Genomic DNA, 19,797 nt, shown 5'->3' with positions numbered 1-19,797 from the left:
CACCATGCCCGCCGAGGCACTAGATTGGATCCATGACCTTCGTCCGCCGACGCCTGGCCGTTCTCCCGACGCTGAGTCTTCTGATCGCGACCGTGCTGGGCCTCACCGTTCTCACCGGCGGCCCGGGAGTCGGCGCCGCGCTCGCCGATCAGCCGATTCAGATGCCGAACCAGGTGGTCGACGCCGCCGACGTCCTGTCCGGCGAGCAGGAAGCCGAGATCGGCGCCGCGATCGACGAGTTGGCAGCCGACCGCAACGTGCAGCTGTGGGTGGTCTACGTCCGGAACTTCGACGGCAAGTCGCCGCAGGACTGGGCGCGGGAGACCGAGCAGCAGAGCGAGTTGAGCTACCGGGACATCCTGCTGGCGATCAACGTCGACGACCGCTCCTTCTTCTTCGACAGCGCCGAGCCGATCGACGACTACCCCGCCGAGGACCTTCGAAAGATCGCCGACGACACCATCGCCCCGGACGTGGCGGAGGCGAAGTGGACCGACGCGGCGCTCGACACCGCGTCGGCACTCGACACCGCCGGCTCCCGGATGTGGATCTACCTCTCCGTCGCCGGCCTCGCCGCCCTCGCCCTGATCGCCGCGGCCTACCTGGTCTTGCGGAATCGTCGGCGCACACTCGCCACCGGCGACGAGGTCTCCTCCGAGGACAGCGCCCTCACCGTCGAGGAACTGACCACGCAGCCGATCACCACGCTCAACCCCTGGGCGTCCGAACTGCTGACCCACACCGACAACGCGGTATCGATCAGCGACGACGAGCTCGCGCTGGCCACCGCCGAGTTCGGCGACACCGCCACCGCCGCTTTCCACGGCGCGCTGACCACCGCGGAAAGCGCACTGGCCACGTCGTTCCGGCTTCGGCACACCTTCGACGAGGAGCCCGAGCTGAGCAACGGCGAGCGCCGCTCCCTCCTCGTGCAGATCATCAGCATGTGCTCGGACGCCAACCAGGCGCTCGACGAGCAGGTGCGGCCGTTCGACACGCTGCGCGACCTGGTCGACGGAGCCGACGCGCGCCTCGACGCGCTCGCCGACCGCTGCGACGCGCTCGCCGAACGACTCGATCAGGCGGAAGCAAGCGAGGCCTACCTGGCCGAATCCTTCAGCACCGCGGTCGCCGAGTCGGTGATCGGCAACTCGGCCCTGGCCCGCGAGCTGATCCAGTTCGCCCAGGACAGCATTGCGCAGGGCCGCGAGGCCGTCGCCGACGAAGCGGACCTGCGGCTCCCGACGGCCGCCGCGATCCGCTCGGCCGAAGGCGGCGTCGACACCGCTGCCAAACTGCTGGACGCCATCTCCGACGTCAGCCAGAATGTGGTGCTGATCGCCGAGAAGTCCACGGCGCTCGCCTACGCGACGGCGCACGTAGGCGCGGCGGAAAGCCTCATCGACACCCGCCGCGGCGCGGTCGGCACCCCGGCGCGCACCAGCCTGTCCGAGGCCGAACGGCTCCTCGATCGGGCCCAGTCCACCGCCGACGAGCACGCGGCCGACAAGCTCGCCGACCAGGCCACGGCGCTCGCCGATCAAGCCCTCACGCTCGCCCGCCAGGATGTGCTCCTGTGGAAGCAGCAGAACCCGCACGACGGCGCAGCGGTCCTCACCGGGGTCCTCGTGGATGCGGTGATCAACGAGGCGACCGGCGACGGCGGCTTCGGCAACGGCGGCTTCAGCAGCGGCGGGCGCAGCCCGGCGTCGTTCGGCGGTTCGGACACCTCCGGTCGCCTCGGTACCGGCGGACGGAGCTGAGTCGATGATCACCGAGCACGATCGCACCGAACTGCTCCCCTGCGCCCTGATCACCGGTGCCAGTCGCGGCGTCGGCGCCCGCGTCGCCCGCGCCCTCGCCCCCACGCACCGGCTCATCCTCGGCGGTCGCGGCTCCGCCGAGCTGGACGCGATGGCCGTCGAGTTCGACGACGCGGTGACCCTCGCGGTGGACCTCACCGACTACGACGCGGTCGCCGCCGCCGTGGAGACGGTCACCGAGCTGGACGTGCTGGTGCACTGCGCCGGGATCGCCAGCAGTCTGGAGGCCGTCGCCGATACCCCGGTCGACGAATGGCGGGCGCTCCTGGAGGTCAACGTGGTGGCCGCCGCCGAACTCACGCGGCTCCTGCTGCCCGCGCTGCGCGCGAGCGGGCACGGGCACGTGGTCTTCCTGAACTCGGGTGCCGGGCAGAACGTGCGCGCCCAGTGGACGCCTTATGCCGCAAGCAAATTCGCGCTCCGGGCCCTGGCCGACGGAGTGCGCGCCGAAGAGCCGTCACTGCGGGTCACGTCGATCTTCCCCGGGCGCATCGACACCGACATGCAGCGCGACATCGTCGCCCGCGAGGGTCGCGACTACGACGGGTCGAAGTTTCTGCGGCCGGAAACGGTGGCAGCCGCGGTAGCGCAGGTGATCGCGGCGCCGGCGGATGCCGATCCGACCGAGATCACGGTGCGCCCCCGCGGCTGACCCGACGTACAGGGGGTGGAGTGCGTCAGAGCTGCTTCAGGTCCGACGGATCCCACACCGCTCGCATGGAGACGACCTTGCCCTCGTCGTTGAAGACCATGATGTCCACCGGGCTGATCTCGAAGGCCATGCCGGAGGTACCGGTGACCAGCGTGAACTCGAAGACCGCGGTGTCCCCGGCGATCTTGACCCACTTGAGCGTGGCCTCCCGCCGGTCCATGGCGGTGATGATCGCGTAGAACTCGACCAGATCCTCGCGGTTGCTCCGGATCGGCGCACCGATCGGGTCCTCCACGGTCGCACCGTCGGCGTAGAGATCGACGATCTCCTCCGCGGTACCGGTGGTCAGGCGGTCGATGTAGGCGTCGACGACGTCGGTGATACGCACAGCGCTCACGGGCAGCTCCTGAGTAAGTAGAACGTGTTCTAGTGCGTCGTACGATAGCAGCCCGAAGGCTCGCGCGCGCTGTGCCACGATGAGGACATGACGACCGGTCGTGACACACCCCTGGTGCACCTGGGCGACACCTCGTTTCGTCGCAAAGACGTCATCGCCGGCTACCACGACATGCTCGAAGCGCTCGCCGAGTTCCGGGACGCGGATGCGCGCCCCTGGGACGCCGTCACCCAGCTCGAGTTCTACGGCGCCCTCCGGTCCGCCGCCCCGGACATCTTCGGCAGCGGCGGCCGGGTCAGCGCGGACGACGCCGCGAAGCGGGCCCGCACGTACACCAGTGCATTGGTCAAGCTCGGTTTCGTCGACGATCAGCGCCGCCTGACCCCGCTGGGCATCCTGTTCATCGGTGCCGACAACGCCGCCCTCGACGGCTTCGACACGCGTTGCTCGATCACCGCGGAGAACTCGGCCGTGCTGCGCGGCGCTCTCACCTACACCGAGGAGGCCGGCGGGCTACGGTACTTCCCCGTCCGGCTTCTGCTGCGGGTTCTCCACCGGCTCGGCCCGCTGAGCACCGACGAGTTCGCCCTGGCCTTCATCGCCGGCGCCCGCGTCTTCGGCCCGGACGTGACCGCCGTGGCCGACGGTGTCCGGGCGATGCGCACCGGCGGCGGCTCCCTCACCGAAGCGCTCGGCGCCGCCGAGCGCACGCTCGAGCAAGATCACTACATCGTCAGCGGCAGGTTCACCCCGGAGGCCTTCCCCAACGGCAAGGGTCCCGCCTTCATCGAGCGCTACCGCGTGTATCTCGACGCGCTGAGCGCCTTCCGCGAGCAGCCCGATGCCGGGACCCTGGCCCAGCTGCGGCAGGCCGTGGACCACGGCGGGCCCACGGTGAAGAAGCGTTTCGACCCGGTCGGCATGCTGCCGGGGCTGCGCAAGAAGGGGTCCGGAGCGCTCGCCATCCACCAGGAGGCGCTCTACCCGCAGTGGCACGGCGAGGCGGCCGCCTTCCGCCACGCGATGGTCGACCTGTTCAACGGCTCCCGCACCACCGCCCTGGTGCTGGAGTACCTCGACAACAATCTCCGCATCCTGACCGCGACCGGCCTGCTGTCGGTGGCCGGCAACCAGGTGAGTCTCAGCTCCGCCTACGCGCGCTACTTCTTCGCCACCGTCGACGAGGACATGGCCGTGCCGGCACCCGCCCCGCCGAGCGCTGCCGACCGGGTGCGCGGACTGGCGCACGCCTTCGGCGCCGACGCCCTGGCCCGCACCGACGCGCGCATCATCGCCGAGGAGGCGATCGACCCGACAGCGATCCAGGGCTTCCTCGAAGCCCAGGAACGTCGGCGCTTCGACGAGGTGATCGCGGCGTCCTTCGGTCCGGACACGGTGCGCGGCTACCTGCAGCTGATCGCCGACGACTACCGCTCGGCGGAGGTGAACACGGTGCGCGAGAAGGCTTTTCGCGGCAAGCCGACGGTGCCGTGCATGTACGAGTATCTGATCGGCTTATCGCTGTACTACGCCTCGGGACGCGCCTTCGACCCCCGGGCCGCCTTCGGACTGTCCCTGGACGGCGACTTCCTGCCGATCAGCTACGCCCCCGGCCTGCGCGGCGACATCGAGTTCGACCTCGACGGTCGCCGCATCCTGGTGGAGGTGACGCTGATGGATCCGAACACGCAGCGTCGCGGCGAACTGGAGCCGGTGCTCCGGCACGCCACCAACCTGGCGTGCGAGCAACCCGATTCACCGACGCTGACGCTGTTCATCGCCAACGAGATCGACCCGAACGTCGCCCGGATCTTCGGCTTCGCCCGCGTCATGGAGATGCGGCCCACCGACGGCGGTGCCGGGACCGCCTGCCCGCTGATCGTCTCGCTGCGCACCGCCGACTGGGTGCAGATCGCCGACGCTCCCCTGTCGCAGGTCCTCGATCTCGTTGCGGCAGAACAGGATCGGACCGACGTCGAGCATCTCAACTCGGCGTGGAACACCGAGCTGGTGGCCGCCCTGCGCGCGCTCGCCTGACCCGCCGGAAGTCCCGCTACGGCGTCCAGTTGGTGATCAGCACTTCGGTCGACGCGTTGCGATCCTTCCGCTGGTACGAGGAGTTCGCATAGCTGTAGTCCAGGGTGTGCACCACGAAGCCGTGCTCGGTGGCCCAGTTCGAGAGCTGGTCGTGTTCAGATCCCTTGTGCGTCAACACATTCGAGAGTCCGAAGACACCGCCGCGGGCGGCGAACCCGGCGAGCCCGTCGAGCAGATCCGTCTCGTCGTCCACGGTCCACGCATTCTGCTCGTTGTACGGCGCGGTGCCCAGGAGATAGGGCGGATCGCAATATACGAGGTCGGTGGTGGCGAGCTTGCCGAAGACGTCGCGGAAGTCCAGGGTCCACAGTTCCGCCTGCAGCTGGTGCATGCGGGTCACGGTGTCGAAGAGGTTCTTGCGCACCCGGCTGTTGAAGTCGCGCTTGCCCACCGGCATGTTGAACTCGCCGCTGCGGTTGTAGCGGATCTGGTTGTTGAAGCCGAAGACCACCAGCGTGAAGAAGTAGTACGGGCGGTCCCGATCGGCCGAGTCCATCCGGTTGAAGTCGGTGCGGAGCCGCAGGTACGCGTCCTTGTTGACGCGGCCGAGGCCGTTGGACGAGTTGGCGCCGTAGGCGTCGTAGCCGTGCCGCTGGCTGTCGGACAGACCGTAGCGGTCGATGATCGCCTCCACCTCGGCGATGATCTCGGGGTACGGCACCTCCCCGAAGAGTCGGCCGAGGCCGACCACGTCCACCTGCACGTCGTTGAACGCGACCCGGTCGTAGCCCGCGTTCATGCCGACGGTCATCGATCCGCTGAAGACGTCGACGAACCGGTCGTGACCGGCTCCCGGCGGCGGCAGCAGCGGCATGATGTCGGCCACCAGCCGCTTCTTGTTGCCGGTGTAATTCAGCGGACTCCGCACGGTCACCGGCGCCACCTCAGCGGTCTCGACCTGGACCGATGCCGGCGTCGCACTGCCCGCCCGTTCACTACGCCCCTTCCGTTCCTTCAGCTTGCGCGGCTCTGAGCCTGTCGAAGGGTCGAAGGGCGGTGTCTCCACGTGGCAGACGAACAGCCGCTCCACGATGTCGCCGATACCCGACTTGCCGGTGGTGAACTCGCGGTGCGGGACGTCGACCACATCCACGCGGCCGCGGCGTTCCAGCACGGTGAGGATGTCGGTGTCGGACAGGCGCGCGGCCGAGCGGGAGTTCCCGCGGGCACCGGTGTCGTTGTACGACATGATGATCGTGGAGGTGTCCACGGCGTCGATCAGGTCGGTGAACGCCGGCACCGCCGCGGTGGTGCAGTAGTCGCTCTTGAGGTGTCGTCGATCCATCTTGCGCGCCTTGAACTGCACCGGCCCCTGCTGCCAGTCGGTCACGTTGTCGAGCACGTGGTACAGGTCGCCGTACTGCCGCGAGTTGTATGGCGGATCCATGTAGACGAGATCCCAATGACGTTCCCGCACAAGCTGATTCGCGTCCTGCCGGGTCACGGTGTGCGGAACGTCGAAACTCTCCAGCTCCGGCAGGCCGAAGACCAGCCGTGCCTCCGAGGCCGCGCCCTCGCGGTAGGCGTCGTAGTGCCCGACCGTCGCGGCCGCCTTGTCCATGCCGTACAACAGGCTCGCGATGAGCACGGCGCGCTCCCGCTCGTTGAGCGTGCCGGCGGCGTGCCACTGTTCGATCCGTTCGCGGTAGTGCCCGATCAGTCGCGAGTTGGGCTCGCTGTAGTAGGTGTCGCGGAACGTCGTGGAGAAGTAGTTCGGCGCGAGCACATCAATGGCCACGGTGTTGATCTCGTGGACCAGCTCCGCCAGCCGCTCCCCGCGCACCGGTTCGGCGCCGAAGAAGGCGCGATACACCGTGGTGTTCGACGACAGCAGATCGTTGACGGTGACCGCCAACCCGGCGCGGGCCAGCGACTGCCCCACCACACCGGTGCCGGCGAAGATGTCGGCGGCCGTCTTCGGTGCCGTCGGCAGCGCGGACACCACCTGTGCGATCACCGGCAACACTGCCCGCTTGGACCCCAGATAGCGCCGGTTACGGAGTTCGAATGTCTTCACAACCTGCGTCTTTCCATTTCTGCATCTTCCCGCAGAAAAGGTAGCACCGGCCGCCGACAGAATCTGCCGGCGGGCCATCGGCGCGGCCGGAAGAATCCACCGTGGCGCCGCCACACCCCTCAAGCGCAGCGCAGACGGCCGCAGCCGCCCGCGCCGCGCAAGCGGCGACGCCCCGTCAGATCACTTCAGGTCGGCACTCGTCTTGCCGAGCACCCGGCGCGCGATGATCAGCTGCTGAATCTGCTGGGTGCCCTCGAAGATGTCGAGGATCTTGGAGTCGCGGGCCCACTTCTCCAGCAGCTCGCTCTCCGCGTAGCCGCCGGTGCCGCCGATCTCGACCGCCTTGTTGGTCACGTCGGTCACCGTGCGGCCCGCCTTGGCCTTGCTCATCGAAGCCTCCAGCGAGTTCGGCTCCCTGTTGTCGGCCATCCAAGCGGCGCGCAGGGTCAGCAACCACGACGCCTCCCAGTCCGACTCCAGGCGGATGAACTCGGCGACGGCCACGTGCTGCGCGGCGGCCGGCTTGTCGTAGTCCACCTCGTGGCCGGCCTCGCTGAGCATCCGGCGCATCTCTTCGAGAGCGGCGCGGCCCACGCCGACCGCCATCGCGGCCACCATCGGGCGCGTGTTGTCGAAGGTCTGCATCACGCCGCCGAAGCCCTTTTCGACGTTGATCTCCGCGGTGCCGAGCAGATTGCCCGACGGCACGCGGACGTCGTCGAAGCGGATCACCGCGGTGTCCGACGACTTGATGCCGAGCTTGTGCTCGAGGCGGACCACGGCGATACCGTCGGCGTCGAGGGGCACCACGAAGCTCTTGATAGCCGCGCGGCCCAGGTTCTTGTCCAGCGTCGCCCACACCACCACGTGGTCGGCCCGCGAACCCGCGGTGACGAAGATCTTCTCACCGTTGATCACGTAGTCGTCGCCGTCGAGCACCGCGGTGGTGGTGACCGCGGCCGAGTCGCTGCCGAAGCCCGGCTCGGTGATCGCCATGGCCGCCCACACGTCGGCGAAGCGCTCGAGCTGCTCCTCGTTGGCGACCGCGGCGATCGCAGCGTTGCCGAGACCCTGACCGGGGATCGACAGCATCAGACCGACGTCGCCCCAGCTCAGCTCGCGGGCGTTGAGTACCGACCGCAGATTGGTGCCGTTGACGGTGTCCTCGCCCGACGCTTCCGCGTCACCCGACCGTTCCTGTCCGCGCGACTGCTTGGCCAGTTTGCCCAGCTCATCGAGCTCGACGGGGTACTCGTGCTCGGCCAGGTCGTACTTGCGGCTGATCGGCCGGAAGATGTGCTCGGCCGCCAGGTGCGCGCGCTCGACCGTGGAGTTCAGCTTCTCCGGGAGCTCAAGATTGATCGCCATGGGAATTTATCTTACTACTCGGTAAGATAGTTTGCCAAGGGTCCCGCCACGACGCCTGCCAGACTGGGATCCGTGCACCCCCGCCGCCGGCTCAGTCCTCCGTCCCCCGCGTCTTGGCTCCGGCGGCTCGCAGCGACCGATCCCGGGCGTGCGCGAGCGATCAACGCCGCGTCCATCGCCCTCGCCGTGGCGGTCAGCGCGACCGTCGCCTGGTCCCTGGTGCACTTCGGCCACAGCGATCATGCGTTGCTGGCGATGGGCCCGTTCCTCGCCCTGTTCTCCGGCCTCGTCGTCAAGGACTCGACCCGCCGCGACCGCCTGATCACCACCGCACTGTTGGTGTTCCCGCTGGTGACCACCCTGAGCCTGGGCGCCCTGCTCGACCGCTGGCGCGCGGTGGAAATCGTGGTCTTCATCGGCATCGCCGGCACCGCCACCTGGCTGCGGAAGTACGGACCGCGCGCCAATGCACTGGGGATGATGGCCTTCTTCGGCATGTTCTTCGCTGTCTTCCTCCGGCCGCCAGTCAAGGAGCTGCCCCAGTTCTGGCTCGTGGCCGCGTGCGCCGTGGGCTCGGTCCTCCTGATCAATCTGACGCTCCTGCGCAGGGTTCCCCGTCGACAGATCACCACCCTGCTCAGCGAGTTCCGCAGCGCCTGCGTCTACTCGCTCGACGCCGCCCTCGACACGATCCCCGGTACGAAGGACGCCGAGCAGCGTCGTCTGGGACTGTCCCGGATCGACGACGTGAGTCGCGCCATCGACGCCTGGCAGTCCGAGTTCCGCACCGAAGCGGTGATTCACAGCCCGGCGACCGCCTTCGCCGCCGCCGTGCTCGATGCCCGCATCAGCGTGGAGCACGCCTGCCTCGAGATCCTGCACAGCCGCGGCCCCGAGGGGGCCACTGCCCTGCCGAGCCCGCTCACCGCGGCCGTCCACGAACTGCGGACCGCACTGTTGCCGGGCGCCGCGCCGGCCGCCGTCGCCGCTGCCGCCGAACGGGCCCGCTCGCACCAGCGCCTGATCGAGTCCGACAGCCCGGACGAACTCGCCGTCGTCATCACCAATCGCGCCGTCATCGCGCAGGCGACACTGCGCGCGATCGACCTGACCCGCCCGTATCCGGCAGCGGACGCCCCGGCGACTGCCCCCGCGACTCCCCCGGCGACTCCCCCGGCGACTCCCCCGGCGGCGCAGGCCGGTCCGCCCCCGCCGCACTCGCGCTGGCGGCCATGGCTGGGTTGGGAGCCCACCACCCGGATGGCGGTGCAGGTGATGGTCGCGGCGGCCTTGTCGACCGTCGTCGGCGAGCTGATCTCGGCTGATCGCTGGTATTGGGCGGTCATCACCTCGTTCATGATCTTCACCGGCGCCACCACGCGCAGCAGCATCTTGACCAAGGCGTGGCGACGACTGCTCGGCACGGTCGGCGGCGTCACCGTGGGCTTCGGCATCGCCTTTCTGCTCGCCGGCAATCCGGTGACCTTGATCGCGCTGTGCGTGGCCAGCGTCTTCTGCATGCTCTACTTCGGTCCGCTGAACTATCTCTGGCAGACGCTGTTCGTCACCATCCTGATCGCGTCGCTGTTCGGCCTGCTCGGCATCCTGTCCCCGCACGTCCTGGAACTGCGCGTGACGGAGACGGCGGCGGGTGTGGTCATCGGTACGGCCAGCGCCTACCTGGTCTTCTCGACCAGTTCCCGACCAGCGCTGCTGCATCAGATGGCCGCGTACTTCGACGCCCTGGACCATCTCCTGGAGCAGGTCCGCGCCGCCCTGAGCGGCCCCGGGCTCGAGCAGTCCGTGCTCGTCGGCGTCAGTCGGCTCGATGCGGCCCAGATCGCGCTGCAGGACTTCACCAAGAGCATGTCGTTGGGCTTTCTCACCGGTAAACGCGGTCTCGCCGCCTCGCTCGGTCGCTTGATGACGGTGATCACGCAGCGGGCCAATCAGCTCGGCCGGATGGCGGTCGTGTCGACCTCCGAGCCGCCCGCGCCGCACCGCGACGTCCTGGCGCCGATTCTGACCGGCGCCGTCGACCATGTGCTGGCATCGTCGGATCGGGCCCGCACCGCCATGGTGGAGAACCAGTACGCCGACACGCGTTCCTCGGACACCACGATCGTCGACATGTTCACGGAGTTGCCACCGGATCTGCGGGTCGCCCAAGCGGACATCGCGCAGATGTTGTCCCAGCTGAACTGGGCATTGCTGCGCGTCGTCGAGGTACGCGAACACTACTGAGCGCCGACCGGCTACCTTCGTATCCGATGTCCATTCCCGTGTATCCCCCGTCGCCCGTCGCGCCGCCGCCCGCCCTCGTGGTGGACGGCCAGTACCAGTTCGGCACCTACGACGGCCCCATCCCGATCATCAACCCGCTCGATGTCGGCGGCGCCGACCAGCGGTTCCACCCGCTGCGCCGGGCCAACCGGAACATGCGGCTCAAGGAGTGGGAAGCCTTCCAACTGGGCGACGACGACTGGTTCGTCCTCGGCGCGGTGTACAACGCGAAGGCCCTGGGCCTGATTCAGGTGATCGCGGTGAACAAGCATGCGGGGACCCTCACGCGCTGGCAGGTCAAGATGCCGCCGCCGACCCTGTCGGTGGCCCGCGGGCTGCTGGGCTCGTCGTCGCGCGGCCGCGTGGCCGACTTCCGCGTCGAAGTGGGCAATCACCTCGATCGCGGGCGCCTCGACGTGGACGCCCACCACCCCGGCAAGCGCGACCTGCCCTCGATGGGCCTGCACGTGACCGGCCGCTGCGGCCCCGACGAGGCGGCCCACCTGGTGGTGGTCCACCCGTTCAGCGCGGACCGTGCCCTGTACTCGCACAAGGTCATGATGCCGATGGCCGGCAACCTGGTGATCGGCGGCGACCACGTGGGCTTCGCCGAGGACCGCGGCTTCGCGATTCTCGACGACCACCACGGCGACTATCCCCGACCGATGCGCTACGACTGGGTCACCGCGGCCCGCCGCAACGCCGCCGGCGTGGTGGAGGGCTTCAACCTCACGCACAACCAGATCCTCGACCCGGCGCAGTTCAACGAGAACGCGATCTGGATCGGCGATCAGCTGCACCGCCTGCCGCCGGTGACCGTCGAACGGCCGCAGGGACCGTGGGGCAAGTGGCTGATCCGCGATGCCTCCGGCGCCGTCGACATCACTTTCACGCCGACCGTACGGTCGACGATGCACGTCGGCCCCGGCAAGGTGCTCGCCGAGTACTACGCGCCGTACGGCTGGTACGAGGGCGCCATCGAAGCCGAGCACGCCTCGCTCAACGTCGACGGCATGTTCGGCGTCGGCGAGCAGAAGCGCATCACCCTCTGACCCCGCCCCGCAGACCCCACCCCGCCCCGGCGTGTCGCGACCCTGACAGCGGGTCGCCGCCGGAGCCCGGAGCGCGAGGCGGCAACAGGGTCGCGACACGCTCGGCGGGCGGGCGGGGGTCGGCGGTTACGGGACGACGTTGACCATCTTGCCCGGCACGTAGATCACCTTGCGCGGTTCGCCGTCGAGCAGTGCGGCGATCTTCTCGTCCGCGAGGGCGGCCGCGACCACGGTGGCTTCGTCGGCGTCGGCCGCCACCTGGATCCGGCTGCGCACCTTGCCCTTCACCTGAACCGGAACCTCCACGGTGTCCTCGACGAGGTACGCCTCGTTCACCTCGGGGAAGGGGCCGTACGCCAGAGAAGCGTTGTGCCCCAAGCGATTCCAGAGTTCTTCCGCCAGGTGCGGGGCCAGGGGAGCGAGCATCAGGATCAGCCCCTCCACCGCCTCGGACGGTGCACCGCCGGGGTAGCTCTTGGTGAGGTGATTGGTGAACTCGATGAGCTTGGCGCCCGCGGTGTTCATCCGCAGCGCCGCCAGATCGGCGCGCACGCCGCCGATCGTCTTGTGCATCACCCGCAGGGTCTCGTCGGTCGCCGGGACGTCCTGCACGCGCACCGCGCCGGACTCCTCGTCGACCACGAGTCGCCAGACGCGCTGCAAGAAGCGCTGCGCACCCACCACGTCCTTGGTGGCCCACGGGCGCGACTGATCCAGCGGACCCATCGACATCTCGTAAACCCGCAGCGTATCGGCACCGTAGTCGCGGCAGATGTCGTCCGGCGCCACGGAGTTCTTGAGCGACTTGCCCATCTTTCCGTACTCCTGCGACACCTCCTCGTCGCCGTAGAAGAACCTGCCGTCGCGCTCGACGACCTCTTCCGCGGGGACGTAGACGCCGCGCGCGTCGGTGTAGGCGTAGGCCTGGATCATGCCTTGGTTGTAGAGGCGACGGTACGGCTCGCGGCTCGTCACGTAGCCGAGGTCGAAGAGGACCTTGTGCCAGAAGCGCGAGTACAGCAGGTGCAGCACCGCATGCTCGACGCCGCCGATGTACAGGTCCAGGCCGCCCGGGTCGTTCGCACCGTGCAGCTCCGGCCGCGGACCCATCCAGTACGCCTCATTCTCCTTGGCGCACAACGTTTCCTGGTTGGTCGGGTCGATGTACCGCAGCTGGTACCACGAGCTGCCGGCCCACTGCGGCATCACGTTGGTGTCCCGCGAATAGGTCTTCAGACCGTCACCCAGATCGAGGTCGACGGTGACCCACTCGGTGGCCTTGGCCAGCGGGGGAGACGGACGACTGTCGGCGTCGTCCGGATCGAACGAGACCGGCGCGTAGTCGGCCACCTCGGGCAGTTCCACCGGAAGCATGGACTCCGGCAGCGCCACCGGCGCGCCGTCCTCGCCGTAGACCACTGGGAAGGGCTCGCCCCAGTAGCGCTGACGGGCGAACAGCCAGTCGCGCAGCTTGAACTGGACGGTGCCCTCTCCGGCGCCGTCGGCCTCCAGCCGCTCGACGATCGCGGCCTTGGCATCGTCGACGGCCATGCCGTCCAGGAAACCCGAATTGACCAGCGGTCCGTCGCCGGTGAACGCGGCCTCGGCGATACCGGCCTCGCTGCCGATCACCTCGCGGATCGGCAGGCCGAAGGCGCCGGCGAACTCGTAGTCGCGCTCGTCGTGCCCGGGCACCGCCATGATGGCGCCGGTGCCGTAGCCGATCAGGACATAGTCGGCGATGAAGACCGGCAGCTGCTCCCCGTTGACCGGGTTCGTCGCGTAGGCACCGGTGAAGACGCCGGTCTTCTCCTTGTTCTCCTGCCGCTCCAGGTCGCTCTTCGCGGCGATCGACGCCCGGTAGGCGGCGACGGCGGCCTTCGGGTCGGCGGCGCCGCCCGTCCAGCGCGCGTCGGTGTCGGCCGGCCACTGCTCGGCCACCAGCTGATCGACCAGCTCGTGCTCGGGCGCCAGCACCATGTAGCTCGCACCGAACAGGGTGTCCGGACGCGTGGTGAAGACCTCGATCGCGGCGCCGCCGGGCACCGGGAACTGCACGCGCGCACCGTGCGAGCGGCCGATCCAGTTGCGCTGCATGGTCTTGACCTTGTCCGGCCAGTCCAGCAGGTCCAGGTCGTCGAGCAGCCGGTCGGAGTACGCGGTGATCCGCATCATCCACTGGCGCAGGTTCTTACGGAACACCGGGAAGTTGCCGCGCTCGCTGCGTCCGTCGGCGGTGACCTCCTCGTTGGCCAGCACGGTGCCCAGTCCCGGGCACCAGTTGACCAGCGAATCGCTAAGGTACACCAGGCGGTACGAGTCGAGCACCTCGCGGCGGGCCGCCTGATCCAGCTCGGACCAGATCCGTCCGTCGTTCAGAGTCCGTGCGCCGGAATCGAATTCGGCGATCAGCTCGGACATCCGACGGGCCTTGCCCTGCTCGGCGTCGAACCACGAGTTGTAGATCTGCAGGAAGATCCACTGCGTCCAGCGGTAGAAGTCGACGTCGGTGGTGGCGACGCGCCGTCGTTCGTCGTGGCCCAGACCCAGGCGGCGGATCTGCTGCAGGTACCGCTCGATGTTGGCCTCGGTGGTGGTCCGCGGATGCGTGCCGGTCTGCACCGCGTACTGCTCGGCCGGGAGACCGAACGAGTCGAAGCCCATCGTGTGCAGCACGTTGCGTCCGGTCATCCGCGCGAAGCGCGCATACACGTCGGAGGCGATGAAGCCGAGCGGGTGGCCCACGTGCAGGCCGGCCCCGGACGGGTAGGGGAACATGTCCTGGACGAACAGCTTGTCCGGCGCCTGCGCGTCCGAACCGGAGAAGGCGGAGAAGTCACCGGCGAGCGGCCCCACCAGGTTCGGGGCCGCGAAGGTCTGCTCGGTGGTCCAGTACTCCTGCCAGCGCGATTCGATGTCACCGGCGATCTGTGCGGTGTAACGATGTCCCGGGGTGCTGTCGGCGATGCTCACCCGACCAGGGTAAATCCTCGCCGATGTCGCTCGCACAGCGCCTCGGTCGTACAGTTGGGGGCGTGTATGCCGCCTCCTTGATCGTCGCCGTCCTCGCGTTCGCGCTCGCCGCGCTGTGGATCGTCGTCGGCGCGGCCGGGCTGGCGCAGAAGCTGCCCGGCAATCGGTGGGTCGGAGTCCGCACCCCGGAGACGATCCGTTCCGAGCGCGCGTGGGTGTTGGCGCACCGCGTCGCGGCTCCCGGTTTCCTCGGCGGCGGTGTGGCGGCAGCCCTCGGCGGCGCGCTCGCGCTGGTCAACTCGTGGGGCTTCCTCTACGCCCTCGGCGGCATCCTCCTGGGCCTGCTGGCCATCTCGGTGGTGAGCGGCGTGGCCGTGCGGGCCGCCGAAACCGTCGCCGAACCCGTCGAGTCGAGCGGCTGCAGCAGCGATTGCTGCTCCTCGACGCCCGACGACGCGGCTGCGCCCGACGCCGCGGGGGAGGCCGCCGCGGCGGCCGACTGCGGTGAGTCGAGCTGCGGATCCTGCGCACTGAGCGGCATGTGCCTGCCGCAATCCGAGGCCGCCTCCTCCGAATCGGGCAGCACCAGCGGGCGCTGATGTTCGGCAGAATCATGGCGAAGTCGCCGCTGGACGGCTTCGTTCTCTCCATCATGCTCGCGGTGGTCGTCGCCGCTTTTCTCCCGGCGACCGGTGTCTTCGCCGAGGTGCTCGACTACGTCGTCATCGCCGCCATCGCGCTGCTGTTCTTCCTGTACGGCACGCGGCTGCATCCCCGGGAAGCGCTGGAAGGCCTCACGCACTGGCGCCTGCACCTGACCATTCTGAGCTTCACGTTCATCCTGTTCCCGATCGTCGGCTTCGTGCTCGCGCCGCTGCTCAAGCACCTCATCGGTGCCGATCTGTCGATGGGCATGCTGTACCTGACGCTGGTGCCGTCGACCGTGCAGTCGTCGATCGCGTTCACGTCGATCGCCCGCGGCAACGTCCCGGGCGCCATCGTGAGCGCCTCGGTCTCCAACCTGCTCGGCGTCTTCCTGACGCCGTTGCTGGTGGTGGGGCTGATGAGCACCGATTCGGGCGTGCAGTTCTCCGGGGCGTCGATCACCAAGCTGATGCTGGAGATCCTGCTGCCGTTCATCGTGGGTCAGCTGCTCCGCCCCTGGGTGGCTCCGTGGCTGGCGCGCTACGCCGAACCGACGAAGTACGTGGACCGCGGTTCCATCGTGCTGGTGGTCTACGTGGCATTCAGCGAGGGCGTCCGCGAGGGCCTGTGGTCGCTGGTGAGCGCCTGGCAGGTGGTTCTGATGACGATCATCGCGACGGTGCTGGTGATCGTGATGCTGATGCTGTCCGGATGGCTGCCCAAACGCCTGGGCTTCTCGCGCGAGGACACCATCGCCATCCAGTTCTGCGGCACCAAGAAGTCGCTGGCCACGGGTCTGCCGATGGCCACCGTGCTCTTCGCGGGATCATCGGTGGGCCTGATCGTGCTCCCGCTGATGATCTTCCACCAGGTGCAGCTGATCCTGTGCTCCTGGCTGGCCACGCGCTACGGGCGGCAGTCGGAACCGGAGCCGGCGCCTGCCGCCTGAGCGGCCCCGTGGGATCAGCCCCGTCGGACCGCTGTGCGAGGCTGAGACGATGGGAACCTCACAGTTGCACGGACTCGTCGTCGCGGTGACCGGCGGCGCCGCCGGTATCGGTCGCGAGATCGCCGCCGCCGCACAGGCCGCAGGCGCCCGCGTGGCCATCGGCGACCGGGACCTCGATCAGGCGACCACGACCGCCGCCGACCTGGGCATCCGCGGCTATCCGCTGGACGTGACCGACGAGGCGTCGTACCGCGGGTTCCTCGACGCCGTCGCCGCCGATCTCGGACCGATCGACGTCCTGGTGAACAACGCCGGCGTGATGTGGGTGGGGCCGTTCGACGACGAACCGGAAGCCGCCACGGCCGCCATGTTCGACGTGAACGTCATCGGCGTGATCCGCGGCGTGCGCTTGGTCGCCCCCGAGATGGCCGCCCGCGGCCGCGGCCACATCGTCACCATCGCGTCGGCGGCCGCCAAACTCTCGCCGCCGGGGGAGTCGACCTACGCCGCGACCAAGCACGCCGTGCTCGGCTACCTGACCGGCGTGCGCGAGGAACTGCGGGGGAGCGGCGTGCAGATCTCGGCGATCCTGCCGGGCGTCGTGGACACCGAGCTGGCCGTCGGGACGGCGACCGGCGCGGCCAAACTACTGACGCCCCAGCAGGTGGCGCGGACCGTCGTCGACGTGATCGCGGCACCGCGGTTCGTCACCACCGTGCCGGGGTACATCGGCCCCTTGGTCGCGGTCACCGGCCTTCTTCCGCAGGCGCTGCGCGATGCGGTGCTGCGTCGAGCGGTGCCCGATCAGGTCGCCGCCACCGGTTCCGGTCGGTCCGCCTATCAGCGGCGGACCTTCGGCTGATCGGCGCGCACGGCGGAAGCCGCGCCGCAGCACTACGGCAGCCGACCCGATTCCGCATGACGGACCTGGACGCGATGGACCAGCCATCGCACCAGCACCAGGACCGCGGCCGCGCCGATCAGCCCGATGACCAGGACGCCCATCAACTGCACTCCGACGGTGGCACCGAGCACGTACGCGAGGAGCAGCACACACGTGGCCCACGTGCTGCCGCCGAGGAAGGTCGCCAGTGCATAGCGGTGTGCGGGCACTTCGGACATGCCGGCGGCGATCGGCACCAGCGTTCGGACGTAACCGATCCAGCGTCCCACCGGGACCGTGACGTAGCTGTTGTGCCGCACGCGCTCCTCCGCGCGTATCCATTGCTCGGCACCGAACTTGCGGCCCGCCCACGAGTTCTGGATCCGCGGCCCCGAATAGCGGCCGAGGGCATAGCCGGTCATGTCGCCGCACAGGGCCGCGACACAGGCGCAGGCGATGAGCACATAGATGTTGGGCTGACCGATCGCGGCAGCCACGCCCGCCGCGATCAGCACCGCTTCGCTGGGCAGGATCAGGCCGAGGATCAGCACCGACGTCTCGAGGAAGACCACGCAGCAGACGACGAGATACACCGCCCACGCCGGTGCCATGTCGACGACCGACGTCAACCAGTCGGAGATCTCGTCCATGTCAGTTGGTCAGCGGATCCATCGGGTAGGTGGCCAACAGGGGCAGCGGCCAATCCTGCCTGCGCAGAACGGCCTGCCAGACGTCGACGGTGGCCGGCGCCAGCAGGTCCGACGGCAGGCCGGGCGCGACCAACCAGCTGCCCTCGGCGAGTTCGTCGGCCAACTGGCCCGCATCCCAGCCGGCGTAACCGGCGAAGATGCGCAGGCCCGTGAGGACCGGTTCCAGGTCTTCCGGATCGGCATCGAGATCGACCATGCAGACTGGGCCGCGCACCTGGTGCAGCTTCGGCTGGGTCGCCAGATCGATGCCGGTCTTAGCCACCGCCAGACACACCGCCGACTCGGCTTGCACCGGTCCGCCGATGAAGACCGCGCGCGGCGACGCCGCCAATTCGGACCAGGCGGGGAGCACGTTGAAGACGGCGGCTTGGCTCATGCGGTTGAGCACGACACCCAGCGTGCCGTGCTCATCGTGCTCGATGACATAGATGACCGTGCGGGCGAAGGTCGGACCGGTCAACGTCGTCGACGCGATCAACACCGAACCCGGTCCCACCTGCGCCGGATCGCGAAAATCATCGCCAGTCACCAACCAATCATGGCACAGCGATCTTCGAGTCGTCTCCGCCCTCCCGACGCCTGCGAGATCGGTAGGCTCAATAAGTGGGATTCACTCGAGCGCTAGGGCATTCACCCGGTCTGTGGCGCTTGCTGCTGGTGCGGCTCACAAGCCAGCTCAGCGACGGCGCCTTCCAGGCCGCCCTCGCGTTCTCGATCCTGTTCAACCCGGACCGCCACACCGATCCGATGGCCGTCGCGCTCGGGTTCGCGGTCCTGCTGCTGCCGTATTCGGTGGTCGGCCCGTTCGCCGGCGCCCTGCTGGACCACTGGGATCGACGCCGAGTCCTGGTCTGGGTCAACGTGCTCCGGGCGATCGCCATCGCGCTGGTCGCTCTCGCGATGGGCACCAGCGCACCCGACGGCTTCGTGCTGGTCGCAGCGCTACTGGTGACCGGCTGCAGCCGATTCGTGGCCTCCGGCCTCTCGGCCGCGCTCCCGCATGTGGCCCCCCGCGACGTGTTGATCGAGATGAACGCCTTCTTCACCACCCTGGGCGCCGGGCTACTGGCCGGCGGCACCCTGATCTCGGTGGGCCTGCGCGCCGTCTTCGGAGCCAACAACGCCGGCTCGGCCGCCACGCTGCTCGCCGGCGCCGCGATCGCCCTCATCTCCGCGAGCATCGCCGTCGGTTTTCCCCGCCGCTTCCTCGGTCCCGACGTACCCGACGACGCCGGGCACAACGCGGTCTACGCGATGGCCCACGGCCTCGGGCACGGCCTGCGCGCCGCCGCGACCACGCGGACGGTCGCCGTGGTGCTCTCCGCGATCGGGGTGCACCGGTTCGTCTTCGGCATCAACACCCTGATGCTCCTGCTCATCGTGCGCTCGGCCGACCTCGGGCCGATTCGCGGGCACGACGTCGGGGCGTTGGCGGTGATCGGTGCGGGGGTGGCGCTGGGCGCCCTGGTCGCCGCGTTCACCACCCCCGCCGCGGTCCACCGGCTGGGTCGACGATGGACCATCGTCGCCTCGCTCGCCGTGGCGGTCGTGGCCGAAGCCATGCTGGCGCACATCACCTGGATCACCGTCATCGTCAGCGCCCTCCTGCTCGGGCTGGTCGGCCAGACCATCAAACTGTGCGGCGACCTCGCGATGCAGGCCGATATCTCGGATACCTATCGCGGCCAGGTCTTCGCCGTGCAGGACGGCCTGTTCAACTCAGCATTCGTCTTCGCGATGATCCTGGCGGCGACCGTCCTGCCCGCCGACGGCATCGACCCGATGCTGGTGATCCTCGCCGCCGGCCTCTATCTGTTCGCCGCGATCGGCGTGACGCTGATGCATCCCCGGCATGTCCCCACCCGACTCGAGACACCGGTCGACGTCCAACCCGTTCGATGAGCCGGTCACGCGCCCCCACCCCGGTCGGGAAAGTCTCTCCAGGAAT

15 protein-coding genes are annotated in these 19,797 nt (G+C 68.9%); 9 read left to right on the top strand and 6 right to left on the bottom strand.

Features of this window, described 5'->3' with window-relative positions; translation table 11 throughout:
* Positions 1–32: 32 nt before the first annotated feature.
* Entirely contained in the window at positions 33–1,763 is a 1,731-nt protein-coding gene (locus ABD989_RS05410) for a TPM domain-containing protein (protein ID WP_345312698.1), read from the top strand.
* A gap of 4 nt (positions 1,764–1,767) precedes the next feature.
* Positions 1,768–2,475 carry an SDR family oxidoreductase gene (locus tag ABD989_RS05405; protein ID WP_246993046.1) on the top strand — a complete coding sequence of 236 codons (708 nt, stop codon included), beginning with the start codon at positions 1,768–1,770 and terminating at the stop codon, positions 2,473–2,475.
* Between the two features lie 25 nt (positions 2,476–2,500).
* Here ABD989_RS05405 and ABD989_RS05400 read toward each other — a convergent pair whose 3' ends face one another.
* The gene (locus ABD989_RS05400; protein ID WP_246993049.1) at positions 2,501–2,872 is read right to left on the bottom strand and encodes a nuclear transport factor 2 family protein; all 372 of its coding nucleotides are present in this window, start codon (positions 2,870–2,872) and stop codon (positions 2,501–2,503) included.
* An 87-nt stretch (positions 2,873–2,959) separates the two neighbouring features.
* Here ABD989_RS05400 and ABD989_RS05395 point away from each other — a divergent pair, with 87 nt between their 5' ends.
* Complete coding sequence (locus ABD989_RS05395) at positions 2,960–4,909, top strand: AlwI family type II restriction endonuclease (RefSeq protein ID WP_345312697.1); 1,950 nt, start codon at positions 2,960–2,962, stop codon at positions 4,907–4,909.
* A 16-nt stretch (positions 4,910–4,925) separates the two neighbouring features.
* Here the strand turns inward: ABD989_RS05395 and ABD989_RS05390 are convergent, their stop codons facing one another.
* Both ABD989_RS05390 and ABD989_RS05385 read right to left on the bottom strand, forming a co-directional pair.
* Entirely contained in the window at positions 4,926–6,986 is a 2,061-nt protein-coding gene (locus ABD989_RS05390; RefSeq protein ID WP_345312696.1) for a DNA adenine methylase, read from the bottom strand.
* Positions 6,987–7,166: 180 nt separating this feature from the next.
* Positions 7,167–8,354 (bottom strand): acyl-CoA dehydrogenase family protein, encoded by a 1,188-nt coding sequence (locus ABD989_RS05385; protein ID WP_246993055.1) that lies wholly within the window; start codon positions 8,352–8,354, stop codon positions 7,167–7,169.
* A gap of 186 nt (positions 8,355–8,540) precedes the next feature.
* Between ABD989_RS05385 and ABD989_RS05380 the strand changes: the two genes are divergently transcribed.
* Entirely contained in the window at positions 8,541–10,598 is a 2,058-nt protein-coding gene (locus ABD989_RS05380; RefSeq protein WP_345312695.1) for an FUSC family protein, read from the top strand.
* 26 nt (positions 10,599–10,624) lie between these two features.
* Complete coding sequence (locus tag ABD989_RS05375; RefSeq protein ID WP_345312694.1) at positions 10,625–11,689, top strand: DUF2804 family protein; 1,065 nt, start codon at positions 10,625–10,627, stop codon at positions 11,687–11,689.
* A gap of 126 nt (positions 11,690–11,815) precedes the next feature.
* Here the strand turns inward: ABD989_RS05375 and leuS are convergent, their stop codons facing one another.
* Positions 11,816–14,662 carry a leucine--tRNA ligase gene (leuS, locus tag ABD989_RS05370; protein WP_345312693.1) on the bottom strand — a complete coding sequence of 949 codons (2,847 nt, stop codon included), beginning with the start codon at positions 14,660–14,662 and terminating at the stop codon, positions 11,816–11,818.
* Positions 14,663–14,724: 62 nt separating this feature from the next.
* Between leuS and ABD989_RS05365 the strand changes: the two genes are divergently transcribed.
* From ABD989_RS05365 to ABD989_RS05355, 3 genes are read left to right on the top strand one after another with little or no spacing between them, the layout of a single operon-like run.
* The gene (locus ABD989_RS05365) at positions 14,725–15,261 is read left to right on the top strand and encodes an SdpI family protein (RefSeq protein ID WP_345312692.1); all 537 of its coding nucleotides are present in this window, start codon (positions 14,725–14,727) and stop codon (positions 15,259–15,261) included.
* Positions 15,261–16,256 (top strand): bile acid:sodium symporter family protein, encoded by a 996-nt coding sequence (locus ABD989_RS05360; protein WP_345312691.1) that lies wholly within the window; start codon positions 15,261–15,263, stop codon positions 16,254–16,256. The genes ABD989_RS05365 and ABD989_RS05360 overlap by 1 nt, the downstream gene beginning before the upstream one ends.
* A gap of 49 nt (positions 16,257–16,305) precedes the next feature.
* Positions 16,306–17,118, top strand: coding sequence for an SDR family oxidoreductase (locus ABD989_RS05355; protein ID WP_246993070.1), 813 nt, complete (start codon positions 16,306–16,308; stop codon positions 17,116–17,118).
* A gap of 32 nt (positions 17,119–17,150) precedes the next feature.
* Here the strand turns inward: ABD989_RS05355 and ABD989_RS05350 are convergent, their stop codons facing one another.
* Entirely contained in the window at positions 17,151–17,789 is a 639-nt protein-coding gene (locus tag ABD989_RS05350) for a DedA family protein (protein WP_345312690.1), read from the bottom strand.
* A gap of 1 nt (position 17,790) precedes the next feature.
* Entirely contained in the window at positions 17,791–18,378 is a 588-nt protein-coding gene (locus ABD989_RS05345) for a YqgE/AlgH family protein (protein WP_345312689.1), read from the bottom strand.
* A 74-nt stretch (positions 18,379–18,452) separates the two neighbouring features.
* On the opposite strand from ABD989_RS05345, the gene ABD989_RS05340 reads away from it, so the two are divergent.
* The gene (locus tag ABD989_RS05340) at positions 18,453–19,751 is read left to right on the top strand and encodes an MFS transporter (protein ID WP_345312688.1); all 1,299 of its coding nucleotides are present in this window, start codon (positions 18,453–18,455) and stop codon (positions 19,749–19,751) included.
* Positions 19,752–19,797: the final 46 nt, after the last annotated feature.

Source organism: Gordonia alkaliphila (genome assembly GCF_039542465.1).
Taxonomy (GTDB): domain Bacteria; phylum Actinomycetota; class Actinomycetes; order Mycobacteriales; family Mycobacteriaceae; genus Gordonia; species Gordonia alkaliphila.
Note: the sequence above shows the minus strand (reverse complement) of the source record. Positions and strands in the feature narration are given on the sequence as shown.